Consider the following 20,250-nt stretch of genomic DNA (forward strand, 5'->3'; position numbering starts at 1 on the left):
CGAATGGATAGGAAGGATCGCCCATCCGGTTCGGTCGGTGATCGACCGGGGCCGGACGGAAGGAGGAAGGCGAGCGGGGGCCGGCCGGAATCCGGAGGCTAGTCGAGAGAACGCGGGAAAACCGCGGCGGAGTCGATCAAGCGCGCGTCGGCTCCCGCCCAACAACCGCATTCCGAATGGCCGTCGTGCGCATCAGGCGAACACATCGGCAACATATCGGCCATGCTCGCGCTCCATCGTGTCGATCCATGCACGAGCGTTCTCGTCGTTCTCGCCTGTTGCATCCTGGTAGATCCGACCCAGCGTGGCCCGCACGGCGGGAGCCATGTTCTTGCCGTCCCCGCAGACATAGACGATGGCGCCTTGCGCAAACAGCGCGGCGATTTTCTCGCGCTCGAGCCATACCTTGTCTTGAACGAAGCGAGCGCCTTGCTCCGGGCGGTTCGAATAGGCCGGCATCACGTCGACCACACCGCGGTTCGCCCACTCGGCGAGCTCGTCGCGATAGAGAAAGTCGACGTCCGGGTCGTCGATCCCGAAGAACAGCAACGACGGGCCGACGTTCTCTCCCCGCTCTTTCTGTAGCGCACGCTCTTGCAGAAAGCCGCGGAACGGGGCGATACCGGAACCCGCGCAAATCATGATCATCGGAAGACCCGGTTCGGCCGGTGGCCGAAAGCGCGCATTCGACGGCCTGACCGCCACGGACACACCGTCCCCCGCGTCGGCCCGTGCGAGATACGACGACGCGACCCCCTCGTGGCGGCCGTTGCCCGAAAGCGCGGGCGCATCGACCACGGCGACCGTCAGCGTAACGTGATCCGCTTTCCAGAGCGGCGACGATGAAATCGAGTACTGGCGTGCTTTCAGCGCGGGCAGCATGTCGAGGAACTTGTCGAACGGCAAATCGACGGACCCGAAGCGTTCGAGCAGATCGATGACGGTGGTTCGCTTTTCCAGAATCTCGCATTCGAACGCGCCGGCGCCCAGGCGCTCGAGCTCGACTTTCTCTGGTGGGCAGCGCGTGGCGGCGGCCAGCGTCGATACTTGCGAGCGGGTGGCCGGCACGGCAAGTTCGACGTAGCTCGAAAACAGTTCGCCGCAACCGATGGCCTGGCCGAGCGGCAGGCGGGGATTGCTCGATGCCCCTTCGATGACCACCTGCGTGTCCCAGCTCAACCGGAATCGGCGCAATACCCGATCGACGTTACGTTTCGAGTTGCGAGGCAGGACGGCCAGGTAATCGCCGGCGCGATAGGTCATCGTTTCCGGCAGCTTCAGTTCGATGTGCTTCTTCGAGCGGCTTCCCGGCGCGCTAATATCGACCAGCTCTCGATTGTCGGTCACGATGGCGAGCGTCATGGCGTCAACGCTGAGCAATTTCTCGCGAACGTTATCGAGGAAGTTGATGCTGAGTGCGGGATGGCCATTTTGCGCAACCGGCGCTTCCTTCCCGAAGCTGATCGCAAAGCGGTTCCAGAGCTCGGCATACCATCGGTCGAACTCGCCAAAGAAGTCCCCGCCCGAATCGAGCTCGCCCCGGGCGTGAACGCGCGTGGCGCCCGCTTTCTCGAAGGCTTCGTCGACGCGCTTCGGGATCGCCTGATACGTTCTTGCCCACTGCTTGTTGCCGCATCCAAGCACGGAGAACTTGACTCCGTCCAGCGTTCCGTTGCTCATCGCCTCGATATACGGCAGAAACGATCTCGCATTGTCTGGCGGCTGGCCTTCGTAGGAAGCCGTGACGACCACGATCGCGGGGAACCCGTCGATTTTTCCCGCGAACGCATCGAGCGGGGCGCAGGTGGCATGAAAGCCGTGGCGGCCTGCGTCGCCTGCGATGCGCCGGGCAAACGACTCCGACGAACCCGTGTTCCCGCCAAACAGGACAAGCATCTTCGACGCGTCGTTGTCGGCGATCGACGTAGCGTGGTCGACGCTCGGGCGTTGGGCGCTCGCGTGGACGCGAAGCGTGTCGTTCGACACCTTGCGTGCACTTCGCGCCCGCGGCCGCACGTTGATACGCAGGCCGGTGGGCTTGAGCGTGAGGGTTTCGGCGACTTTCAGCTCATAGTCCGGATCGGCAAAGGAGAAGTCGAATCGCTGAAGCAGCATGATCAGAACGAGGTGGGCTTCCTGCATCGCAAACGGCCGGCCGATACAGGCGCGCGCACCATTGCCGAACGGTTTCCACGCGTTCGGCGGCAGCTTTTCCGCATGCTCCGGTGCAAATCGCTCCGGACGAAACGCCTCGACGTCGTCGCCCCAGACGCTGGTATCGCGATGCAGCATCGGCGTCAGGATCATGATGATGTCGTCTGGAGAAACGGCATATTTCCCGCCGAACGTGGTGTCGGCGAGCGGCGTGACGGCGAAGGCCGGCGCCGTCGGCCAGATCCGCAACGTTTCCATCAGGATCTGCTCGATGTAGCGCAGTCGCGCCAAATGCTCGATCCGCGGGGTGTCGTTACCGACGACCTCGTCGACCATGTCCCGTGCTCGCTGCAGTACGTCCGGGTTCTTGAGAAGGAAATAGGTGGCAAACGACAGGAGCCCGCTCGTCGTCTCATGCCCCGCGATCAGGAACGTGATCATCTGGAAGACGATATTCTCGTCGTCGAGCTTTTCTCCGGTCACCGGATCGACGCCCTTCAGCATCCGGTCCAGCAGGTCCATCGACTCTTCGCTGTCGTGCGGATGCTTGCGCCTGTCCTCGATCATTTTGGTCGCGAGCGATCGCATGACCTCGATATCCGCGTCGAACTTCCGGCTCCGGCTGAGCATCAGCTTCGACACCAGTTTCGGCCGCAACTCGCGCTTGCCGGCCTCGCTGAGCGTGTCGACCATCGCGTCCACGAACGGATGCTGGTCTTCGCGGTAGAAGCTGTTGAAACGGCAGTCGAACGCACACAGCGCGATCGTATCGAGTGTCAGGCGCGTCATGTGATCGGACACGTCGACAGGCGTCTCGGGGCCGAATCGTTCCCAGTAGAGAAACATCTGATCGGCGATGTCGACCATCTTGTCGAACATCGACCAGATGCTGAGGGGCCCGAACGACTGCATCAGCACGCGATGCGCCTTTGCCCAGTTCGGTTCATCGCTGAATGCCGTGAACAGCCCGTCGCCGATCGCCGGTCGCAGTTCGAGCAGAGACTGGTGCACGGACTTCTGAAACCGGCTTTCGTCGCATACCTCATCGACGAGTGCCTGCCCGCTGACGACGTAGTAACCTTGTCCGAACACCTCGAACCAGTAGACCGGCCCGTACGTTCGCGCGAGGTCCATCATCTTGGCGAGCGGCGAGGGGCCGAGGACTTCCATCAGGTGACCGATGATGGGCTTCAGCGGCGGTTGCGGAACGAGGGCGGAGGATTTCATTTCAATCACCTTTCACAGGGACATGTCGAAGCGTCGTAGCTCAATCTATTGAACGAATGTAAAATAGACAAAACGACGTGTCCAGAGCTTTTTTATGCCACCTGATGTAAGCCCTAATCCCGCTGATCCTCGCTTTCAGCGCAGTTACGATGCCCTCGTCCGGGCCGTGACGGAACTGCTCGACGAGGCGCCGCTGAACACGCTCAGCATTGCTCAACTGGTGCAGCGTGCAGGCGTCGCTCGCCCCACTTTCTATCAGCACTTCCCGGACCTTCAGGTCGCCGCTCAGCGGGCGGCGTTGGTGAGGCTCGAGAACGCATTCACGTTCGTCGAGGAGCAGGGCAAGCAGCTGAACCCGACGAACGTCGCGTTCGTCAAGTCGATGGAAATGGAAACTGCGCTGATCCTTCAGCATTTGCAGGCCCATCAGTCTTTCTATCTGACCGTATTCAACGACGCGGCGACATCGGCGTTTTTCGATGACGTCGTTACTTTCGTCGCGGGCCGCATCCTCCCACCCTATGAAGGAACCCGAACGGAAGCGGAAGGGGATTGCCTGACCGTATTGGGCGGTGGCCTGGTCTGGACGGCGGTTCATTGGCTTCGCCAGGGCCCCTCGCGCGAGCATCCGGACGCAATGGCCAAGCGCATGGCCAGGACATCGGCGACGATCCTCGACGCTTTCGATCTGACTCAAGGGTTCGCGCAGGCGGATTCAAATTAGCTGCGGCAGACGAATGCTCACCTGAAGAAGCGCCTCGAGGAATCCGGGGGCAGCGTCGATCTCGCGGTGGAAGTGCATCTGTTGCACGTTGGAACTGACCACTTGATTGGTGGTTTCAGTTCGCACAATTGACACTCTCGTCGAACGCCCTTCACCAGTAAGGCACTGAGGCCGATATTGGATTGCTGCCGGGCCCGATATGGGGAGGGTCGTGGGTAGGTAGCTATCTGCAATTGGGGGGGGCTGGCGGGTGTCTGCGATCGATGGTTGGCATCGGCTGCCTTCCGCCAACATGGAATCCAGCCAATCGCCGCATGCGCCATCACGCTTCCTGCGCCCATGCAGGCACCATGAAAAAGGCCCGCTTTCCGCGGGCCTCATGCAATCAGCAATTGCCTTTCTTCGCCTGTCCGGGCGGGCAGAATCCGTTGCCCGGGCCGCCCTGCGGTGCGACCACGACCGGCGGACCCGGAACGTATGCGACGCACCCGCCGAGCGCGCCGACCACGCTCGCCGCGGCGAGCAGTGCGATAACCGCTTTCTTCACTTCGTTCTCCCGTTATCGAGGAAAGGGCCGCGAGGCCCTTTCGTTGATGCTGCCGATGCGTCCGTCAGAAGCTGAAATTGACGTTCGACTGGCTGGTCGTTGCGTTGACGTTCGTCGATTGCGTTGCGCCCGACGCCGCGTCCGCCTCGATCGTATATTGTGCCGCGGCAGCCGGCGACGCAGCCAGCGCGACCGGCAGCGAGCCCGAGTACGTACCGACGATCGGTGCGGCCGTGGGCACGTTGAGCGCATAGGCGCCGTTGTCCATGTTCGCGTTGATCGACGTGATCTCGTACGCGTTGGCATCGACGGTCTGCAATGCCCGCACGAACGCGTCGGCGCTTGCCGTCACCGTGCCGCTGACCGTGCTCATCGTCGAGGCCGGCAGCGTGATTGGGGCGTTCGACACCGACACTGCCGTGGTCGTGTTCACAACGACCGGAACCGTGCGCACGATGCCCGACGCGAAGTTATTCTGCACGATCACGACGTCGTAGTTGCCTTGCGTCGAACTCTGGATCAGCGGCGACAGCACGAACTTCCCGGTGCTGTCGGCAACGGTGCCCCTGACCACCTTGCCACCCTGTTCCGCATACACGGTCGCGCCGGCTTCGGCCGGTGCGACATAGCCGGAGATCGCGCCGCTCACGACGGTCGGGATCGCGGTGACGACCGGCTTCAGCGCGTACGTGCCGTTGCCGCGCTGAACGATCGACTTGCATGCGTTGAAGTCGAGCACGAGGTCGACGAGCGTGTTCGGTTCCACCGTGAAGGGCTGGATGATCTTGTAACCGCTTTGCGTCGCGCTCGGCGTCGCAAGCGCCTGCTCGGTGCCGCCCGTCGGAACGACCGAGTTCGCGAGATTGTTGCCCTGGTTCTGCGCGAGAACGAGGCGGACCTGCTGATACTGGCCGGCCGGCAGCGCGGTCTGACCGATATCGGCGAGCACGCCGTTGGTCAGCGACAGCAGGTCGATCTTCCGCGGGGTCGCCAGCGTGATCGTCGACCAGCCTGCATCGTTATCGGAAGCATTCGTATTCGCATTGACTCGCACTTGGGAGACGGTCACGTAGACGTGGTCGAATCCGCATGAAGGCGAATCGGTCATCGCGACATGCAGCGTGCCGGTCTGCACGCCGCCGCCATCGTCGCCGCCGTCGCAACCCGCCAGCGCAAACGGCACCATGGCCGCACACAGCGCGGCCTTCCACAAGTGGTTGTTCATGGTTTCGCCCCCTCCGATTTGATTGTGGATGCAACGAAGCATAGTGGTCGGGAATGCCCGGAATGTGGACGGCTTTGAAACGAACGGTAAATTGTGCGTCGGAGCGTAAGGACTGCTGCCGGTCGATTGCGAATGGCGATGCAACGGCGGGAAAGCCGCTGCTGGCGGCCGAATCTCCGCGATTCGTCTGATGAATGCCGGCGGCCCGCGACGCCGCACGATTACGGCCGCAAAAAACTTGATGGGTAAAAGCACCGAACCCGTATTAATTTTTTCCTCGCTATAGTCGAGGCACGGACGGTAGATGCGTGTGCGATGCGCCGATACCGCTCAGGCAATAACTGTAGACGGGTGCTGTATGAAAAACACAATCGAAAAGACCACCGGACCGGTGTGGGGTGTGGCGGCAGGCGTGCTCCTGGCTGCTGCAGGACTGAGTCTCGGCATCTTCCCGAAATCGCTGAACAGCGCGGGAACCGCAAACGACTTCATTGCATCCGGCGTCGCGATGCTGGGTATCTTCCTCGTCGTCTATTCCACGCACGAACTGCGAAGAAAGCGCCTGCACTGAGCGTCGGCACGCCGCTGATCCGCGCAGCACGTTCGAGGCCGGCCCCCGGCTCAGGAATGCGCTCGCCCGTCGGCTGAGCCGCAATCGACCAACAGATCGTCGACGATGATTTCGCCGGCCGCTCGGCCTGCGCCCAACGCATTGAGCGTGTTGTCGAACAGGCGGCCGCCATCGTCTGCGAGGCGGACCGGCACGAGCAGACGCGGCGCGCTGCCGGCCGTGCGCACCTGCACGACCGCGACGAACCCGAACCGGAGCGTGTCGGGCGGCGGCGTGTGGTCGCGCGGTTCGTCGAGCCGGAATTCGCAGCGGACGTCGATGGTGTATCCGCGGTAGGTGTACGCACTGTTCATCTGCAGCTCGCTTGGAAGGGAACGCGACGACGGACCGCGGGCGCATCATATCGGCTCGTGCGAGCCGTTGGGGGGCGTCTACTTACTTGAGGAGTTCGTGGCGGTAGACGAGCTCGACGATGCGCTTGGTCGGGATGCTCGTGCGTACTGCGTCGACGCTGTCGATGCGAAACCACTTGCACTTCTCGATCTCGTTGCTCGCCTGCGGCGTCTGGTCCGGGCCGACTTCCGCGAAGAACACGTGATGCACCTTCGCGAGCCCGGTGAACTGCATCGAGTAGACGAGATGCTGGCCGGTCAGGCCCGTCTCTTCCTGCAGTTCCCGATGCGCGGCTTCGAGCGGCGTTTCTCCGCGCTTGATCGTGCCGCCTGGCAGCGCCCAGCGCGACGTCGCGCGCGCAACGAGCAAGACCTGTTCTTCGCGGTAGCAGACGATGGTCGCCCGTTCCTTGACGGGAACGGCAATGGCTTCCGGCGTGTTCGTGGAGAGAGGGGCTTGAGGCATGGGCCGATTCTAGCGAGTGTCGGGCGCCCGGCCAAGCCGGGGCGTCGAGCGCGACGCGGCCCGCCCGCCGGGTCGCGTCGTCATGGAGCCGCCAGCGTTACTTCTGTTCCGGCAAGAACCAGTTCATCACGAGCGCACAGATACCGCCCGTGGCGACGCCCGATTCCAGCACGTTCTTCAGGGCATGCGGCAGGCTGTTCAGAATGTCCGGCACTTGCGACACGCCGAGGCCGAGCGCGAGCGACACCGCGATGATCAGCAGCGCGCGGCGATCGAGCTGGATGCCGGACAGGATGTTGATGCCCGACGCGGCCACCGCGCCGAACATCACCATCGCCGCACCGCCGAGCACGGGCTCCGGCACGGCCTGCAGCGCGCCGGCGACGACCGGGAACAGGCCGAGCACCACGAGCATGCCCGCGATCCAGATGCCGACGTGGCGGCTCGCGACGCCGGTAATCTGGATCACGCCGTTGTTCTGCGCGAACACGGAGCTCGGGAACGTATTGAACACGCCAGCCAGCAGCGAGTTCGCGCCGTTCACGAGCACGCCGCCCTTGATCCGCTGCATCCACACCGGCCCTTCGATCGGCTCCTTCGAGATCTTGCTGGTGGCGGTGACGTCGCCGATCGCTTCGAGCGACGTGACGAGATAGATGATCAGCATCGGCACGAACAGCGACCACGAGAAGCCGATGCCGAAGTGCAGCGGCGTCGGGACCTGGAACAGCGCGGCCTGATGCACGCCGGTGAAGTCGAGGCGGCCGAGCACGGCGGCCGCGGCATAGCCGATCACGAGTGCGATCACGAGCGCGGTGCTGCGCACCCACACGATCGGCACGCGGTTCAGCAGGATGATCGTGCCGAGCACGAGGCACGACAGCGTCAGGTTCTGCGCGCTCGCGAACGTGCCGTTGGCCATCGCGCCGTAGCCGCCGCCCATGCTGATGAGGCCGACCTTGATCAGCGTGAGGCCGATCAGCAGCACGACGATGCCGGTGACGAGCGGCGTGATCAGGCGCTTCACGAACGGCAGGATGCGCGACACGCTCATCTCGACGAACGAACCGGCGATCACGACGCCGAAGATCGCAGCCATCACGGTCTCGACCGGCGTGCCCTGCTTGACCATCACGCTGCCGCCGGCGATCAGCGGGCCGACGAAGTTGAAGCTGGTGCCCTGCACGATCAGCAGGCCGGCGCCCAGCGGGCCGAAGCGCTTGCACTGCACGAAGGTGGCGATGCCGGAAATCACCAGCGACATCGACACGATAAGCGTGGTATCCCGGCTCGAGACGCCGAGCGCCTGGCAGATCAGCAGGCCGGGCGTGACGATCGGCACGATGATCGCCAGCAGGTGCTGCAGCGCGGCGACGAAGGCGACCATCGGCGCGGGCCGGTCATTGGGGCCATAGACGAGGTCGTGCGACGGATCTGCGTCGGCGGCGCCGGGGGAGGCGGATCGGGCGGGGGAAGCGGGTTGCATGGCGAGCGGGCCGGACAAGGTGGAAAGTGCGGCATTTTAGCCGATGGGCCCTGCGGCGCGGCCCGCGCGCGATGCAGGGGTCGGGAGGCGGGAAAGCGGCGCCGGATGCGTGCCGCCGAGCACGCGGCGGCGAGCTTGTGGATCGTCGGCTGGCTGCTGCCTGTCTCGCGAGCGTTTCGTGCGGATCGCGACGCTTCAGCCGAGGCCGCGCGGTTTCGTGCCGCGCGCCGGTGCGCGTGGGGCGCGGGCCGCCGGATACGCGCGCCTGCACACGTCGATGACGGCATCGCGCAGCCGGCGATGGACGGGGTCGCCGTGCATGCGCGGATGCCATAGCGCGGAGATCAGAATTTCGGGCAGCCGGACCGGTATCGCGAAGCTGCGCAGCCCGAGTGCGTCCACGAGCCCCGGCGTGAATGCGTTGCCGAGGCTCGAGCGCGGCACGAGCGCAATCAGGTCGGTGCCGGCCGCGACGCGCATCGCATCGGGATAGCCGGGCACCACGACCTGCACGGTGTGGGCGGGTGCGGGCGTGTCGGCCGCCTCGTTCGTCGGGCCGCCGAAGTCGCCGAGCTGCGCTGCGATCACATGACGGCACGCCGCGTAGCGCGCGGGCGTGATTCTGGCCGCCGCGAACAGCGGATGCCCGGCGCGCGCCACCGCGACGTGCGAGTCGTGAAAGAGCTCGCGCGTGTGCAGTTCGGGCGCGTCGTCGCCGCGCTTGCCGATTTCCAGGTCGACCGTACCGTCGCGCAGCGGCCCCGGATCGCGGTCGGGCTTCGGGACGAAACGCACGCGCACGCCGGGCGCGATGTCGCCGATCGCGGCGACCACCGGGCCGGCGAGCATGTCCATGAACGATGCGGCCGCGCGGAGGGTGAACGTGGATGAGAGCGTCGTCATGTCGATGTCGGCCGTGGCCGGCCGAAGCACGGCACGCGCATCGACCGCGATGGCATGCACGCGATCGCGCAGTGCCGCCGCGTGCGGCGTCGGCACGAGCTTGCGTCCGGCGCGCACGAGCAGTGGATCGCCGGTCGCGGTGCGCAGCCGCGTGAGCGTGCGGCTCATCGCGGAGGTGCTCAGTCCGAGCCGGCGCGCGGCCCCGGTCACGCTCCCTTCGGTCAGCAGCACGTCGAGCGCGGTGACGAGGTTCAGGTCGATGTCTTCCATCCGGACAGCATACGACATCGCGTGAGGTGACGCGGCGTTTGACGCAACTATCGATTGAATTCGGTGCGTCTGGTGCATGCGAGGGTGCGCGCCTATAGTGGCCGGATGACGGACTTCGGCAAAGGTGGAACCCATGCAATCGACTGTATCGAACGCCAGCACACCCTCGATCCTGCTCGTCGCGGCCTCGCGCGGCCTCGGGCTCGCGATGGCGGAGCAATTCCTGCACAAGGGCTGGCATGTCACCGGCACCGTCCGCGCCGGATCGGGGCGCACCCAGCTGCATGAGCTCGCCGAGCGCTTCGACGGACGGCTTGAGATCGACACGCTCGACATCTGCGAGCCGGAACAACTGGCGGCGTTGCGCGCGCGCCTGTCGGGCCGGCGCTTCGACATGCTGTTCGTGAATGCCGGCACGACCAACGATCCGAACGAAACGATCGGCGAGGTCACGACCGACGAGTTCGTGCGCGTGATGATCACGAACGCGCTGGCGCCGATGCGCGTGATCGAGGCGTTGCACGATCTCGTGACCGCGGACGGCCTGATCGGCGCGATGTCGTCGGGGCAGGGCAGTGTCGCGAACAACGTCAGCGGCATGCGCGAGGTCTACCGCGGCAGCAAGGCCGCGCTGAACCAGTTCATGCGCAGCTTCGCGGCGCGTCAGGCCGGGACGCCGCGCGCGATGGTGCTGATGGCGCCGGGCTGGGTCCGCACGGAACTCGGCGGCCCCGATGCGCGACTGACGATCGACGAAAGCGTGCCGAGTCTCGTGAACGTGCTGATCGGGAAGCAGCGGCGCGCGGGGCTCGAATACCTCGATTACCAGGGGCGCACGGTGCCGTGGTAGTGGCCGCTGCAGCGGGGCGCGTGACGACGCGCTGCGCACGGCGCGCCGATTCAATACAATGCGACGTCGAGGTGTCGGCGCCGTGTCGGGCAGCCGAGCGCCCCGTTCGATGAGCGGTATCGACCGGCGACCGCGCATTGTGGAATCACGCCCCGTCCCGACGGGCTGCTGGCGAATACGGAGCGCAGCATGAACGAACCCTACCTGCAGGTCATCGCCCATTTCTTCGCGAAACCCGGCAACGGCGACCGCGTGATCGAGCTGCTCGCGGAACTCGCGCCGCTCACGCGCACCGAGCCGAAAAACCTCGACTATGCGTACTTCCGCTCGCCGGTCGAGCCTGACCACATCGTGATCCTCGAGCGTTACCGCGAGGCCGACGGCCTCGACGTGCATCGGGAAACGCCGCATTTCCAGCGGATCGGTGTCGGCGCGATCATTCCGTTGCTCGATCGCCGCGACGTGACGTGCTACATGGTGCAGCCGGACACCGGCACGGCGACGCCACCGGGAGGCACCCGATGAACCCGTTTCAATTCCGTACCGTTCCGACGCAGATCGTCGAATTCGGCGCCGCGCGCCGGCTCGGCGCGGTGTTGCGCGAACGCTTTCCGACGCTCGCGCGACTGTGCGTCGTCACCGACGCGTTCCTGCATCGCAGCGGCGTGCTGGCGCCCGCGCTGGCGAGCCTCGCCGCGCACGGCTGGCAGGTGACGGTGATCGACGACGTGATCGCCGATCCGCCCGAGCACGTGGTGCTCGAAGCGACCGCGCGGGCGGTGGCGGCCGACGCGGAGATCGTGCTCGGCCTCGGCGGCGGTTCGTCGATGGACGTCGCGAAGCTGATCGCCGCGCTCGCGCCGGGGCGGCAGGCGCTGGCTGACATGTACGGCGTCGACAAGGTGGCAACGTCGCGGCTGCCGCTCGTGCAGATGCCGACCACGGCCGGCACCGGCTCCGAAGTGACGGCCGTGTCGATCGTCACGGTCGGCGAGGCGCGCAAGATGGGCGTCGTTTCGCCGCACCTGTTCGCGGACGTCGCGATCCTCGACGCCGAGCTGACGCTCGGGCTGCCGCGTGCGGCAACGGCTGCGACGGGCATCGACGCGATGGTGCATGCGATCGAGGCCTATACGTCGTCGCGGCTGAAGAATCCGGTGTCCGACATGCTGGCCGTGCAGGCCTTGACGCTGCTGTCGCGCAACCTGCTGAAGGCGTGCGACGACGGCCGCGATCGCCACGCGCGCGAGGCGATGCTGGTCGGCGCGATGTTCGCCGGCCAGGCATTCGCGAACGCGCCGGTCGCGGCCGTGCATGCGCTGGCCTATCCGGTCGGCGGCATTTTCCATGTGCCGCACGGATTGTCGAACGCGCTCGTGCTGCCGCATGTGCTGCGCTTCAACGCACCGGCCGCCGCGCCGCTGTATGCGGAGCTCGCGGCGATCGTCGCGCCGTCGGCGACGGGCAGCGACGAAGCGAGGACGCAGGCGCTGATCGACGAGATCGATCGGCTGATCGTCGCGACGGGCATCCCGCGCACGCTGCGCGAGGTCGGCATCGGCGAGGGCGACCTGCCGCGCATGGCGTCGGATGCGATGTTGCAGACGCGCCTGCTCGTGAACAATCCGCGCGAGGTGACGGAAGCCGACGCGCTGGCGATCTATCGGCACGCGTGGTGATGCGGCGCGCGTGACTGCGCGACGGCCGGTGGTGTAACGCCACCGGCCGCTGCTATTTCAGATCGGGATCCTTGCAGGTCGATTCGAGTTCGCCGTCGGGCTTGCGAGGTGGCACGTGCGAGCATCGGCGCCGTGAGTGAATATCGCCTTCACACGCTCGACAGGAGACGACATGACGCAACGGGACGAAGCGGCGCGCACACGATGCGTCGCGTGGCAGATCACGCAGACCTGGCAAACGGCCGAATGGTGCCGGCTCGTCGAGACGCGTGACGGCGTCGATCTGTCGGGGGCGGTCGCGGGCGCGATCGACGGCACGCCGTTTCGCGTCGACTATGCGATCGCGTGCGGCGCCGACTGGCTGACGCGTGCCGTGCGCGTGACGCACTGGCTCGGCGCGGCGCCGCCAACGCAGCTCGAGATCGAATGCGACGCGGGGCGCTGGACCGTCGACGGCGCCGACGCGCCGGCACTCGCGGGCGCGACCGACATCGATCTCGGTTTCAGTCCATCGACCAATACGCTGCCGATCCGGCGTCTCGGGCTGGCGGTCGGCGCGTCGACCGTCATCCACACCGCGTGGCTGCGCTTCCCGGCGTTCGAGCTCGTGCGCGGCGAGCAGCGCTATGCGCGCACGGCGGAACGCGTGTACCGCTACGAGAGCGGCACGTATGCGGCCGACATCGAGGTGGACGAGGCGGGCCTCGTCACCGATTACGACGAATGGCGGCGGATCGGCGCGACGCGTTCACCGTAACGCGTCGCAGCGGCGGAGCGTCAGCGCGCGTTGGCGACCGTCACCTTGGCCGGAATCAGCTTCAGCGTGCTGAACGCGTCGGCGATCTTCTGCTGATACGCGAGCGTCGCATCGGTGATGGGCTGCACGCCGTAGCCGGCCCGCTTGAGTGCGATTTCGAGCGTCGGCGCGTCGAGGCCGACGAGCGGCGACAGTTGCGCCGCGACTTCCGGAACATTGTCGCGTCCCCAGCGGTCGACCGCGTCGACTTCGTCGAGCAGCGTGCGCAGCACCTGCGGTTGCGCGGCCGCATACTTGCGTGCGGCGAGGTAGTACTGCGTGTTGCGCACGAGCCCGTCGCCGTTCGCGACCACGCGCGCGCCGAGCTGCCGTTCGGCGGCCGCCAGATACGGATCCCAGATCACCCACGCGTCGACGCTGCGCTGCACGAACGCGGCGCGCGCATCGGCGGGCGTCAGGTAGATCGGCTGGATGTCGGCGTACGTGAGGCCCGCGTGTTCGAGCGCCTTCACGAGCAGGTAGTGGACGTTCGAACCCTTGTTGAACGCGACCTTCTTGCCGCGCAGCTGCGCGACGGTGCGGATCGGTGAATCGGGCAGCACGACGATCGCCTCGCCGTGCGGCGCGGGCGGCTCGTTGCCGATATAGACGAAGTCGACACCGGCGGCCTGCGCGAAGATCGGCGGCGTCTCGCCGACCGTGCCGACGTCGATCGCGCCGGCGTTCAGCCCCTCGAGCAATTGCGGACCGGCCGGGAACTCGAGCCACTGCACCGCCACGCCCTGGCTCGCGAGCCGTTTCTCGAGCGTGCCGCGCGCCTTGAGCACGACGAAGTTGCCGTATTTCTGGAAGCCGATGCGCAGCCGCTTGTCGCTGCCCTGGGCCCGTGCGGGCAGGCCCGCGAGCGGGCCGAGCGCGAGCCCGGCCAGCCCGGCGGCCGCGCCATGCAGCCAGTGGCGGCGGCGCGGGTTGGCCGGGGTCGTTTCAAGGTCGGCGTGCGGGGTGTCGTTCATCGAGGCGTCCTGCTGGCGGGTTCACGGGGCGCGCGGGCTGGCGGCGCGATCCGCACGGGAGCACGGGACGCAGCCGTTTGCGGGCGATGCGCACGGCAGGCCCGCGCCGGATTCAGGACGATACGGCCGCGCGGGCCGGCGGCCAACCAACGAATCCGCATATGCAAATCAGCGGCCGGGCGATACGTGAACGACGAGGCGGCAGCGCGCCGCCGCGCTCAATCGGTGCCGAGCGTGCTTTCCTCGATCGAGTCGACGCGGTCCGGATAGAACGCGAGGTGCGCGCGAATCGATTCGACGGCCGGATTCGGATGCTCGTACGTCCACACCGCGTTGGTCGCGCGTTCGCCGCCGGCGGGGATCGAGTAGTACGCGCAATCGCCCTTGTACGGGCAGTAGGTCGCATGGTCGGTCCGTTGCAGCAGCGACATGTCGGCATCCTCGCGCGGAATGTAGAACACGACCGGATAGCTGGCCTCGCGCAGCGCCAGCGCGCGGCGCGTGTCGGCGACGGTCTTGCCGGCCACCTTGACCACGACGCGCGACGGATGCGGCTCGATCGTGATCGGATGATCGGGGCCCGGCGACTTCACGGGACGAGAGGGCGTATCGGGGCTGATCGACATCGTGGGTCCTCCAGGAAGGGCGGCGCGCCGGCAGCGCGCCGTGCCGGAACGTGCGCGCCGGGCGGATCCCCGCGCGCCGGTGCCGGCGTCGGCCAACCGATACGATGCGCCAATTCCGGAGAACCTGCAGGGGGCCGGAAGGCGGCGCGCGGCGGTGCGCGGCGTAGGCCGTCGCGTCGAGGTTCGTCGACATGTCCGCGGCGCTCGCATGGACAATCCGATGCAGCGGCAGCGAGATGCATCCGCCGCGATAAGCAACGCGGAAATAATTGGTAAGCGATCGGCGGGCGGCGCGCGAAGATCGGCGGTCGTCATTCGCATGACAGTCCTGTCCGAGCGCCACCATGAAGCTTTCATTCGTCTCATCCGCCGCGCATCGTGCGCGGCGCACGTCCGTTGCCGTCGTGGCGTTGCGCGCCATGGCCGCGTCGCTGCTGCTTGCCGGCGGGTTCACGCACGCGTTCGCCGCGCCGGCCGGCAAGACGCTCGTGTACTGCAGCGAAGGCAGCCCCGCCGGCTTCGATCCTGGCCAGCACACGACCAGCACCGATTTCGACGCGAGCACGTACACGATCTACAACGGGCTCGTGCAGTTCAAGCGCGGCACGCTCGATCTCGTCCCGTCGCTCGCGACGAGCTGGGACGTGTCGTCCGACCAGCGCGTCTACACGTTCCACCTGCGGCGCGGCGTGAAGTTCCAGACGACCGCGTGGTTCAAGCCGACGCGTCCGTTCCAGGCCGACGACGTCGTGTTCACGTTCCGCCGGATGCTCGACCCCGACAGTCCGTTCCGCAAGGCCCACCCGGTCAGCTTCCCGTACTTCAGCGATCTCGGTTTCGACCGCAACATCGAGCGCATCGACAAGGTCGACGACGACACGGTGCGCTTCGTGCTGAAGTCGCCCGACGTCGTGTTCGTGCGCAATCTCGCGATGGCGTTCGCGTCGATCCTGTCGGCCGAATATGCGTCTCAGTTGGCGACTCACCACCGCGAGGCCGACATCAACCAGCTTCCGGTCGGCACCGGGCCGTTCCAGCTGCGTGCGTACCAGAAGGACGCGGTGATCCGCTACGACGCGAACCCCGACTACTGGAAACCGGACGACGTGAAGCTCGCGCATCTCGTGTTCGCGATCACGCCCGATCCGGCCGCGCGCCTGCAGAAGCTCACGGCCGGCGAGTGCCAGGTGTCGGTGTTCCCGCGACCGGCCGATCTCGAGACGGTGCGGCGCGATCCGAAGCTGACGCTGTTTTCGGGGACCGGTTTTAACGTCGGCTTCGTCGCGTACAACACGCAGCATCCGCCGCTCGATCGCGTCGACGTGCGGCGCGCGCTCGACATCGCGATCGACAAGACGGCGATCGTCAAGACGGTGTTCAACGGCGACGCGACGATCGCGACGAACCCGATGCCGCCCGCGCAATGGTCGTACAACCCGCGCCTGAAGGACGCGCCGCGCGATCCGGCCGCCGCGAAGGCGCTCCTCGCGCAGGCGGGATTCCCGAACGGCTTCGACCTGACGCTGTGGGCGATGCCGGTGCAGCGCCCGTACAACCCGAACGCGCAGCTGATGGCGCAACTGATCCAGCAGGACTGGGCGAAGATCGGCGTGCGCGCGAAGATCGTCAGTTACGAATGGGGCGAATACAACCGCCGCGCGAAACGCGACGGGCAGCACGACGCGATCCTGTACGGCTGGTCGGGCGACAACGGCGACCCCGACAACTGGCTCGGCACGCTGCTCGGTTGCGATGCGGTGCACGGCAGCAATCTCGCGAAGTGGTGCAACGCGGATTTCGAGCGGCTCGTGAGCGCGGCGCGCACGAACGCGGACGTCGCGAAACGCACGTCGCTTTACGAGCAGGCGCAGGTCGTGTTCAAGGATCAGGTGCCGTTCACGCCGATCGCGACGTCGATCGTGTCGCTGCCGATTTCGAAGCGCGTGCACGGGGTGACGTTCTCGCCGCTCGGCGGCCACCGGTTCGACGGCGTGTGGCTGGATTGAAGCAGGGAAGCCGGCGCGTGCGGGGCGCGCCGGCGGTCCACGCGATGTTCGGTTCAGCGCGAGTGCAGCAGCTGTCTCGACCGGCGAGCCTTCGAGCCTTCGAGCGCGACGGATGCGACTCATGCGCCGCTGCTGGTGCAAGTGAACGGGGCGGCCGGCCGACGACATCGTTGCGCATGCACGCGTCGGCCTGGTGGCGGGACGGTCGTGGCCGGATCGTCCTGTCGGAAATGCAGGAACGCACGAACGCAGGAATGCAGGAATCGCACCCGCACGGCCGCGGCTGACGCCGCGCACCGTGCGCGGCGCACGTCATTGCAGTGTCGCGCCCGGCCCCTTCAGCACGACGCTGCGGCGACCGTCGATGCCCACCGGCACATCGCCGTGAACGGTCGCGCGGCGCACGACGCGGCGCGCATCGCCGTAATCGTTGATCGCATAGTGCTGCGTCGCGCGGTTGTCCCAGATCGCGACATCGCCTTGCTGCCAGCGCCAGCGCACGGTGTTCTCGAGGCGCGTCACGTGTTCGTGCAGCACCTGCAGCAGATGCGCGGAATCCTGCGACGACAGCCCTTTGATCTTCTGCACGAAATGCCCGAGCACGAGCGTGCGCTCGCCGGTCTCCGGATGCACGCGCACGACCGGGTGTTCGGTTTCGTAGACGGTCGACGTGAACACTTCGCGGTAGCGTTTCAGTTGCGTGTCGTCGGCGTGCACGTGCGTCGACGCGTAGTCGTAGGCGTTCGTGTGCAGCGCCCACAGCGTGTCGGCGAGCGCGCGCAGCGGCTCCGGCAGGTGCGCATACGCGGCTGCAGTGTTGGCCCACACCGTGTCGCCGCCGAATGGCGGAATTACGACCGCGCGCAGGATCGACACCTTCGGGTACGCGTCGACGAACGTCACGTCGGTGTGCCACGAGTTGGCGCGCGCGCCGTGCGCGGAATCGAGTTCGAGCAGGTGCGCGCTGCCGTCGACTGGCGGCACGGTCGGATGCGCGACGGTGTCGCCGAAGCGACGTGCGAATGCTTCCTGCGCGGTGTCGTCGAGATGGTCCTGGTTGCGGAAGAACAGCACCTTGTGGCGCAGCAGTGCGGCCTGGATGGCGTCGAACGTCGCGTCGTCAAGCGTGCTCGACAGCCGGACGCCGGCGATCTCGGCGCCGATCCGGCCGGCGACCTGGCGCAGCTGAAGCGGTGCGCCGGCCGTGTGCGGCGCAGCGGCGTGCGACGCATGCGATGACGGGTGAGCGGCATGCTGGACGTCGGACATCGGGAGTCTCCTGGTTCGGGTCGGTCGGATCTCCATTCAAGCAGGGGCCGCGCGAAACCGGAACCGATGAATCGTCACAACCTTAGCGCGCGTCGTGACGATCGATATGTGTCGTCATGCTGAGCGACTCGTGCGCGGTATCGGGCCGTTCGATCGGGACGTGGAATATTTTCCCGGTCAAATCGGCAGGCGCGAAAAGATTGCCGGTAAGTGGGCGTGAATGCCGTTTACATATTTGCAGAGGCGAATCAAGTGAATTTGGAAAAGCCGAGCAAAAAATATTGAATCATCCGCCAGCAGCGATGATGCGTGTCATCGTTGACATTCTTACGCCGAGCCGCGACAGACCTTGCGTGCCGCGGCGAGAAAGTGGTAAGCGGTGTGCCTGTATTCCATTGCTGAAGGGTGCCGTCCATAAATACACTCCGACGCTAAATAATTTGAAATCCTCCAAAAAATTATCTATACACTAGACGAAACGGCGGGATCCGCATCGTGTCAAATGCGGTCACGCAACAAAACGCGCGAAGTACCGGCAGATGCGTTGCCGTACCCCGCGCGTTGCAGCGATCGAAAGGATTCCGGGGGATGCGAACGGCCCGATGCCCGGGCCGCCGCATGAGTCGTGAATGGGCGAACGCCATGCGCCGCCACAGAAGCAACGCAGCGTCTTTACATTCAACGGTCGATCACCGACCCCGTCACACGGAGGGAGTCATGCTGCAATACGTCAAGTCCTTGTTGCGCGATGAACGGGGCGTCAGTTCGCTCGAATACGCAGTGCTGGCCGGCATCATCGTGGTTGCACTCGCGGCGGTTGGCACGTACCTCAGCGGCGCGCAAGGCCTGCAGGCCATATTCACGCAGCTGGTCAACAAGGTCACCTCGCTGATCTGATCTCCTGAACCCGCGCGCCGCCGACGAACGCACGGATCCGCAGCGGTACGACGTATCCAGCCGGGGCGCGCCGATGGACGGCTCTCCGATGCTCTATCTCGTACAGCTGGCGGCAACGCTCGTGCTGGTGTCGATCGCGGCGCAGGACCTGCGCGAGCGGCGCGTGTCCAATCGCGCCGTGCTGGCGTTCGCGATGCTGTACCTGGTCGCGGCGGCGCTCGTGCACGAAGGGCTCGCGCCACTCGCCGGTCACGTCGCGACCGCCGCGGCGATGCTGGTGGTGTTCGGCGCGCTGCGTCACGCGGGCTGGCTCGGCGGCGGCGACGTGAAGCTGGCGGCGGCGGTATTCCTGTGGGCTGGTCCGACGCTCGCGTTGCCGGTGCTGACGATCGTCGGCGCGAGCGGCGCCGCGTGCGGCCTCGCCACGCTTGCGGCCGTCGCACGGCAGCGTCGCATCGCGCCTGCGCACACGATGGCGACGCGCGGCGTGCCGTACGGCATCGCGCTTGCGCTCGGCGGCGTGCTGGCCGTCTGGGCGCCGTTCCCTCACGCACTTTCGCTTACCTAGCCCGGGGGACGCGCGCCGCCATGCCCAAACCCCTGAGAATGGCCGTGCTGATCATCGCTGCCGGCATCGGTGCGTTCATCCTGCGCCAGTTGTATGTTTCCGCGTCGACACCTGCGCCTCCCGGCGACCCGGCCGAGGTACGCGTGCGGGTCGCGGCGGCGGATCTTCCCGAAGGGCTGCTGCTACGCGACAACGATCTCGCGTGGAAACCCATGCCGCGCACGCAGGTGCCGGCCGGCGCGTTCGTCGAATCGCAACCGGGCGCGGACCTGAAGGGCGCGCTGCTGCGCAACCGTGTCGACGCGGGCGCGCCGATCCGCGCGGACAACGTGATTCCGGCGGGCGCGCCGGATTTTCTCGCGGCAGCGCTGCAGCCCGGCATGCGCGCGATCTCGGTGCCGGTCGACGACGTGTCGGGCAACGCGGGGCTGATCCAGCCGGGCGACTTCGTCGACGTGGTGCTCACGCAGCAGATCGGCGGTTCCGCGACGACGCCCGGCACGTTTGAAGCGGAGACGGTCGTGCGGCGCGCGCGCGTGCTCGCGGTCGGCTCGGAATTCCAGCGCGCGAAGGCGCCCGCGAGCGCCGCGGACGCACCGGTCCGCGCGCGCACGGTCACG

20 protein-coding genes are annotated in these 20,250 nt (G+C 66.4%); 10 read left to right on the forward strand and 10 right to left on the reverse strand.

The features are described from left to right. Positions 1 to 192: 192 nt before the first annotated feature. Positions 193 to 3,381, reverse strand: a complete 3,189-nt coding sequence (locus F3J14_RS06165; protein WP_166722251.1) for a cytochrome P450 — start codon at positions 3,379 to 3,381, stop codon at positions 193 to 195. A 166-nt stretch (positions 3,382 to 3,547) separates the two neighbouring features. Here F3J14_RS06165 and F3J14_RS06170 point away from each other — a divergent pair, with 166 nt between their 5' ends. Continuing rightward, a complete protein-coding gene (locus tag F3J14_RS06170; RefSeq protein WP_348771944.1) occupies positions 3,548 to 4,105 on the forward strand; it encodes a TetR family transcriptional regulator in 558 nt (185 codons plus the stop codon). A 385-nt stretch (positions 4,106 to 4,490) separates the two neighbouring features. Here F3J14_RS06170 and F3J14_RS06175 read toward each other — a convergent pair whose 3' ends face one another. Together F3J14_RS06175 and F3J14_RS06180 are read right to left on the reverse strand one after the other, a co-directional pair. Next, a complete protein-coding gene (locus F3J14_RS06175; RefSeq protein WP_166722253.1) occupies positions 4,491 to 4,652 on the reverse strand; it encodes a hypothetical protein in 162 nt (53 codons plus the stop codon). Between the two features lie 64 nt (positions 4,653 to 4,716). Beyond that, positions 4,717 to 5,877 carry a DUF4382 domain-containing protein gene (locus tag F3J14_RS06180; protein ID WP_166722254.1) on the reverse strand — a complete coding sequence of 387 codons (1,161 nt, stop codon included), beginning with the start codon at positions 5,875 to 5,877 and terminating at the stop codon, positions 4,717 to 4,719. Positions 5,878 to 6,235: 358 nt separating this feature from the next. Here F3J14_RS06180 and F3J14_RS06185 point away from each other — a divergent pair, with 358 nt between their 5' ends. Continuing rightward, a complete protein-coding gene (locus tag F3J14_RS06185; protein WP_166722255.1) occupies positions 6,236 to 6,448 on the forward strand; it encodes a hypothetical protein in 213 nt (70 codons plus the stop codon). A gap of 50 nt (positions 6,449 to 6,498) precedes the next feature. Here F3J14_RS06185 and F3J14_RS06190 read toward each other — a convergent pair whose 3' ends face one another. The 4 genes from F3J14_RS06190 to F3J14_RS06205 all read right to left on the reverse strand — a co-directional run bounded on the left by F3J14_RS06190 (position 6,499) and on the right by F3J14_RS06205 (position 9,965). Beyond that, positions 6,499 to 6,801, reverse strand: a complete 303-nt coding sequence (locus F3J14_RS06190; protein ID WP_166722256.1) for a hydrogenase maturation factor — start codon at positions 6,799 to 6,801, stop codon at positions 6,499 to 6,501. An 82-nt stretch (positions 6,802 to 6,883) separates the two neighbouring features. Further along, entirely contained in the window at positions 6,884 to 7,306 is a 423-nt protein-coding gene (locus F3J14_RS06195) for an NUDIX hydrolase (RefSeq protein ID WP_166722257.1), read from the reverse strand. A gap of 97 nt (positions 7,307 to 7,403) precedes the next feature. Then, entirely contained in the window at positions 7,404 to 8,792 is a 1,389-nt protein-coding gene (locus F3J14_RS06200; protein ID WP_166722258.1) for a uracil-xanthine permease family protein, read from the reverse strand. Positions 8,793 to 8,987: 195 nt separating this feature from the next. Beyond that, complete coding sequence (locus tag F3J14_RS06205) at positions 8,988 to 9,965, reverse strand: LysR family transcriptional regulator (protein WP_166722270.1); 978 nt, start codon at positions 9,963 to 9,965, stop codon at positions 8,988 to 8,990. A gap of 133 nt (positions 9,966 to 10,098) precedes the next feature. Here F3J14_RS06205 and F3J14_RS06210 point away from each other — a divergent pair, with 133 nt between their 5' ends. The 4 genes from F3J14_RS06210 to F3J14_RS06225 all read left to right on the forward strand — a co-directional run bounded on the left by F3J14_RS06210 (position 10,099) and on the right by F3J14_RS06225 (position 13,251). Continuing rightward, positions 10,099 to 10,815 (forward strand): SDR family oxidoreductase, encoded by a 717-nt coding sequence (locus F3J14_RS06210; protein WP_166722259.1) that lies wholly within the window; start codon positions 10,099 to 10,101, stop codon positions 10,813 to 10,815. A 189-nt stretch (positions 10,816 to 11,004) separates the two neighbouring features. Beyond that, a complete protein-coding gene (locus F3J14_RS06215; protein WP_166722260.1) occupies positions 11,005 to 11,340 on the forward strand; it encodes a putative quinol monooxygenase in 336 nt (111 codons plus the stop codon). After that, positions 11,337 to 12,494 (forward strand): iron-containing alcohol dehydrogenase, encoded by a 1,158-nt coding sequence (locus F3J14_RS06220; RefSeq protein ID WP_166722261.1) that lies wholly within the window; start codon positions 11,337 to 11,339, stop codon positions 12,492 to 12,494. Before F3J14_RS06215 ends, F3J14_RS06220 begins: the two co-directional genes overlap by 4 nt. A 172-nt stretch (positions 12,495 to 12,666) precedes the next feature. Further along, positions 12,667 to 13,251: a putative glycolipid-binding domain-containing protein gene (locus tag F3J14_RS06225; protein WP_166722262.1), complete on the forward strand. Its 585-nt coding sequence runs from the start codon at positions 12,667 to 12,669 to the stop codon at positions 13,249 to 13,251. 20 nt (positions 13,252 to 13,271) lie between these two features. Here the strand turns inward: F3J14_RS06225 and F3J14_RS06230 are convergent, their stop codons facing one another. Next, complete coding sequence (locus F3J14_RS06230; RefSeq protein ID WP_166722263.1) at positions 13,272 to 14,264, reverse strand: sulfonate ABC transporter substrate-binding protein; 993 nt, start codon at positions 14,262 to 14,264, stop codon at positions 13,272 to 13,274. A gap of 218 nt (positions 14,265 to 14,482) precedes the next feature. Beyond that, positions 14,483 to 14,890 (reverse strand): DUF427 domain-containing protein, encoded by a 408-nt coding sequence (locus tag F3J14_RS06235; protein WP_166722264.1) that lies wholly within the window; start codon positions 14,888 to 14,890, stop codon positions 14,483 to 14,485. Between the two features lie 344 nt (positions 14,891 to 15,234). Between F3J14_RS06235 and F3J14_RS06240 the strand changes: the two genes are divergently transcribed. After that, entirely contained in the window at positions 15,235 to 16,896 is a 1,662-nt protein-coding gene (locus F3J14_RS06240; protein ID WP_166722265.1) for an ABC transporter substrate-binding protein, read from the forward strand. A gap of 312 nt (positions 16,897 to 17,208) precedes the next feature. Here F3J14_RS06240 and F3J14_RS06245 read toward each other — a convergent pair whose 3' ends face one another. Further along, complete coding sequence (locus F3J14_RS06245; protein WP_166722266.1) at positions 17,209 to 18,165, reverse strand: TauD/TfdA family dioxygenase; 957 nt, start codon at positions 18,163 to 18,165, stop codon at positions 17,209 to 17,211. A gap of 717 nt (positions 18,166 to 18,882) precedes the next feature. Here F3J14_RS06245 and F3J14_RS06250 point away from each other — a divergent pair. The 3 genes from F3J14_RS06250 to cpaB form a co-directional block, all read left to right on the forward strand. Beyond that, complete coding sequence (locus tag F3J14_RS06250; protein WP_105831465.1) at positions 18,883 to 19,062, forward strand: Flp family type IVb pilin; 180 nt, start codon at positions 18,883 to 18,885, stop codon at positions 19,060 to 19,062. 88 nt (positions 19,063 to 19,150) lie between these two features. Then, positions 19,151 to 19,630 carry a prepilin peptidase gene (locus tag F3J14_RS06255; RefSeq protein WP_166722267.1) on the forward strand — a complete coding sequence of 160 codons (480 nt, stop codon included), beginning with the start codon at positions 19,151 to 19,153 and terminating at the stop codon, positions 19,628 to 19,630. Positions 19,631 to 19,650: 20 nt separating this feature from the next. Beyond that, positions 19,651 to 20,250 (forward strand): Flp pilus assembly protein CpaB (cpaB, locus tag F3J14_RS06260; protein WP_166722268.1); only part of this gene is annotated, 600 nt, incomplete at its 3' end.

This window comes from Burkholderia sp. Tr-862 (assembly GCF_011753085.1).
Taxonomy (GTDB): Bacteria; Pseudomonadota; Gammaproteobacteria; order Burkholderiales; family Burkholderiaceae; genus Burkholderia; species Burkholderia ambifaria.

Excerpts from the sequence above, each read along its gene's own strand:
- F3J14_RS06165 (WP_166722251.1), bottom strand. The coding sequence starts at position 3,381 with ATGAAATCCTCCGCCCTCGTTCCGCAACCGCCGCTGAAGCCCATCATC.
- F3J14_RS06180 (WP_166722254.1), bottom strand. The coding sequence starts at position 5,877 with ATGAACAACCACTTGTGGAAGGCCGCGCTGTGTGCGGCCATGGTGCCG.
- F3J14_RS06185 (WP_166722255.1), top strand. The coding sequence starts at position 6,236 with ATGAAAAACACAATCGAAAAGACCACCGGACCGGTGTGGGGTGTGGCG.
- F3J14_RS06190 (WP_166722256.1), bottom strand. The coding sequence starts at position 6,801 with ATGAACAGTGCGTACACCTACCGCGGATACACCATCGACGTCCGCTGC.
- F3J14_RS06195 (WP_166722257.1), bottom strand. The coding sequence starts at position 7,306 with ATGCCTCAAGCCCCTCTCTCCACGAACACGCCGGAAGCCATTGCCGTT.
- F3J14_RS06200 (WP_166722258.1), bottom strand. The coding sequence starts at position 8,792 with ATGCAACCCGCTTCCCCCGCCCGATCCGCCTCCCCCGGCGCCGCCGAC.
- F3J14_RS06205 (WP_166722270.1), bottom strand. The coding sequence starts at position 9,965 with ATGGAAGACATCGACCTGAACCTCGTCACCGCGCTCGACGTGCTGCTG.
- F3J14_RS06210 (WP_166722259.1), top strand. The coding sequence starts at position 10,099 with ATGCAATCGACTGTATCGAACGCCAGCACACCCTCGATCCTGCTCGTC.
- F3J14_RS06215 (WP_166722260.1), top strand. The coding sequence starts at position 11,005 with ATGAACGAACCCTACCTGCAGGTCATCGCCCATTTCTTCGCGAAACCC.
- F3J14_RS06220 (WP_166722261.1), top strand. The coding sequence starts at position 11,337 with ATGAACCCGTTTCAATTCCGTACCGTTCCGACGCAGATCGTCGAATTC.
- F3J14_RS06225 (WP_166722262.1), top strand. The coding sequence starts at position 12,667 with ATGACGCAACGGGACGAAGCGGCGCGCACACGATGCGTCGCGTGGCAG.
- F3J14_RS06230 (WP_166722263.1), bottom strand. The coding sequence starts at position 14,264 with ATGAACGACACCCCGCACGCCGACCTTGAAACGACCCCGGCCAACCCG.
- F3J14_RS06235 (WP_166722264.1), bottom strand. The coding sequence starts at position 14,890 with ATGTCGATCAGCCCCGATACGCCCTCTCGTCCCGTGAAGTCGCCGGGC.
- F3J14_RS06240 (WP_166722265.1), top strand. The coding sequence starts at position 15,235 with ATGAAGCTTTCATTCGTCTCATCCGCCGCGCATCGTGCGCGGCGCACG.
- F3J14_RS06245 (WP_166722266.1), bottom strand. The coding sequence starts at position 18,165 with ATGTCCGACGTCCAGCATGCCGCTCACCCGTCATCGCATGCGTCGCAC.
- F3J14_RS06250 (WP_105831465.1), top strand. The coding sequence starts at position 18,883 with ATGCTGCAATACGTCAAGTCCTTGTTGCGCGATGAACGGGGCGTCAGT.
- F3J14_RS06255 (WP_166722267.1), top strand. The coding sequence starts at position 19,151 with ATGCTCTATCTCGTACAGCTGGCGGCAACGCTCGTGCTGGTGTCGATC.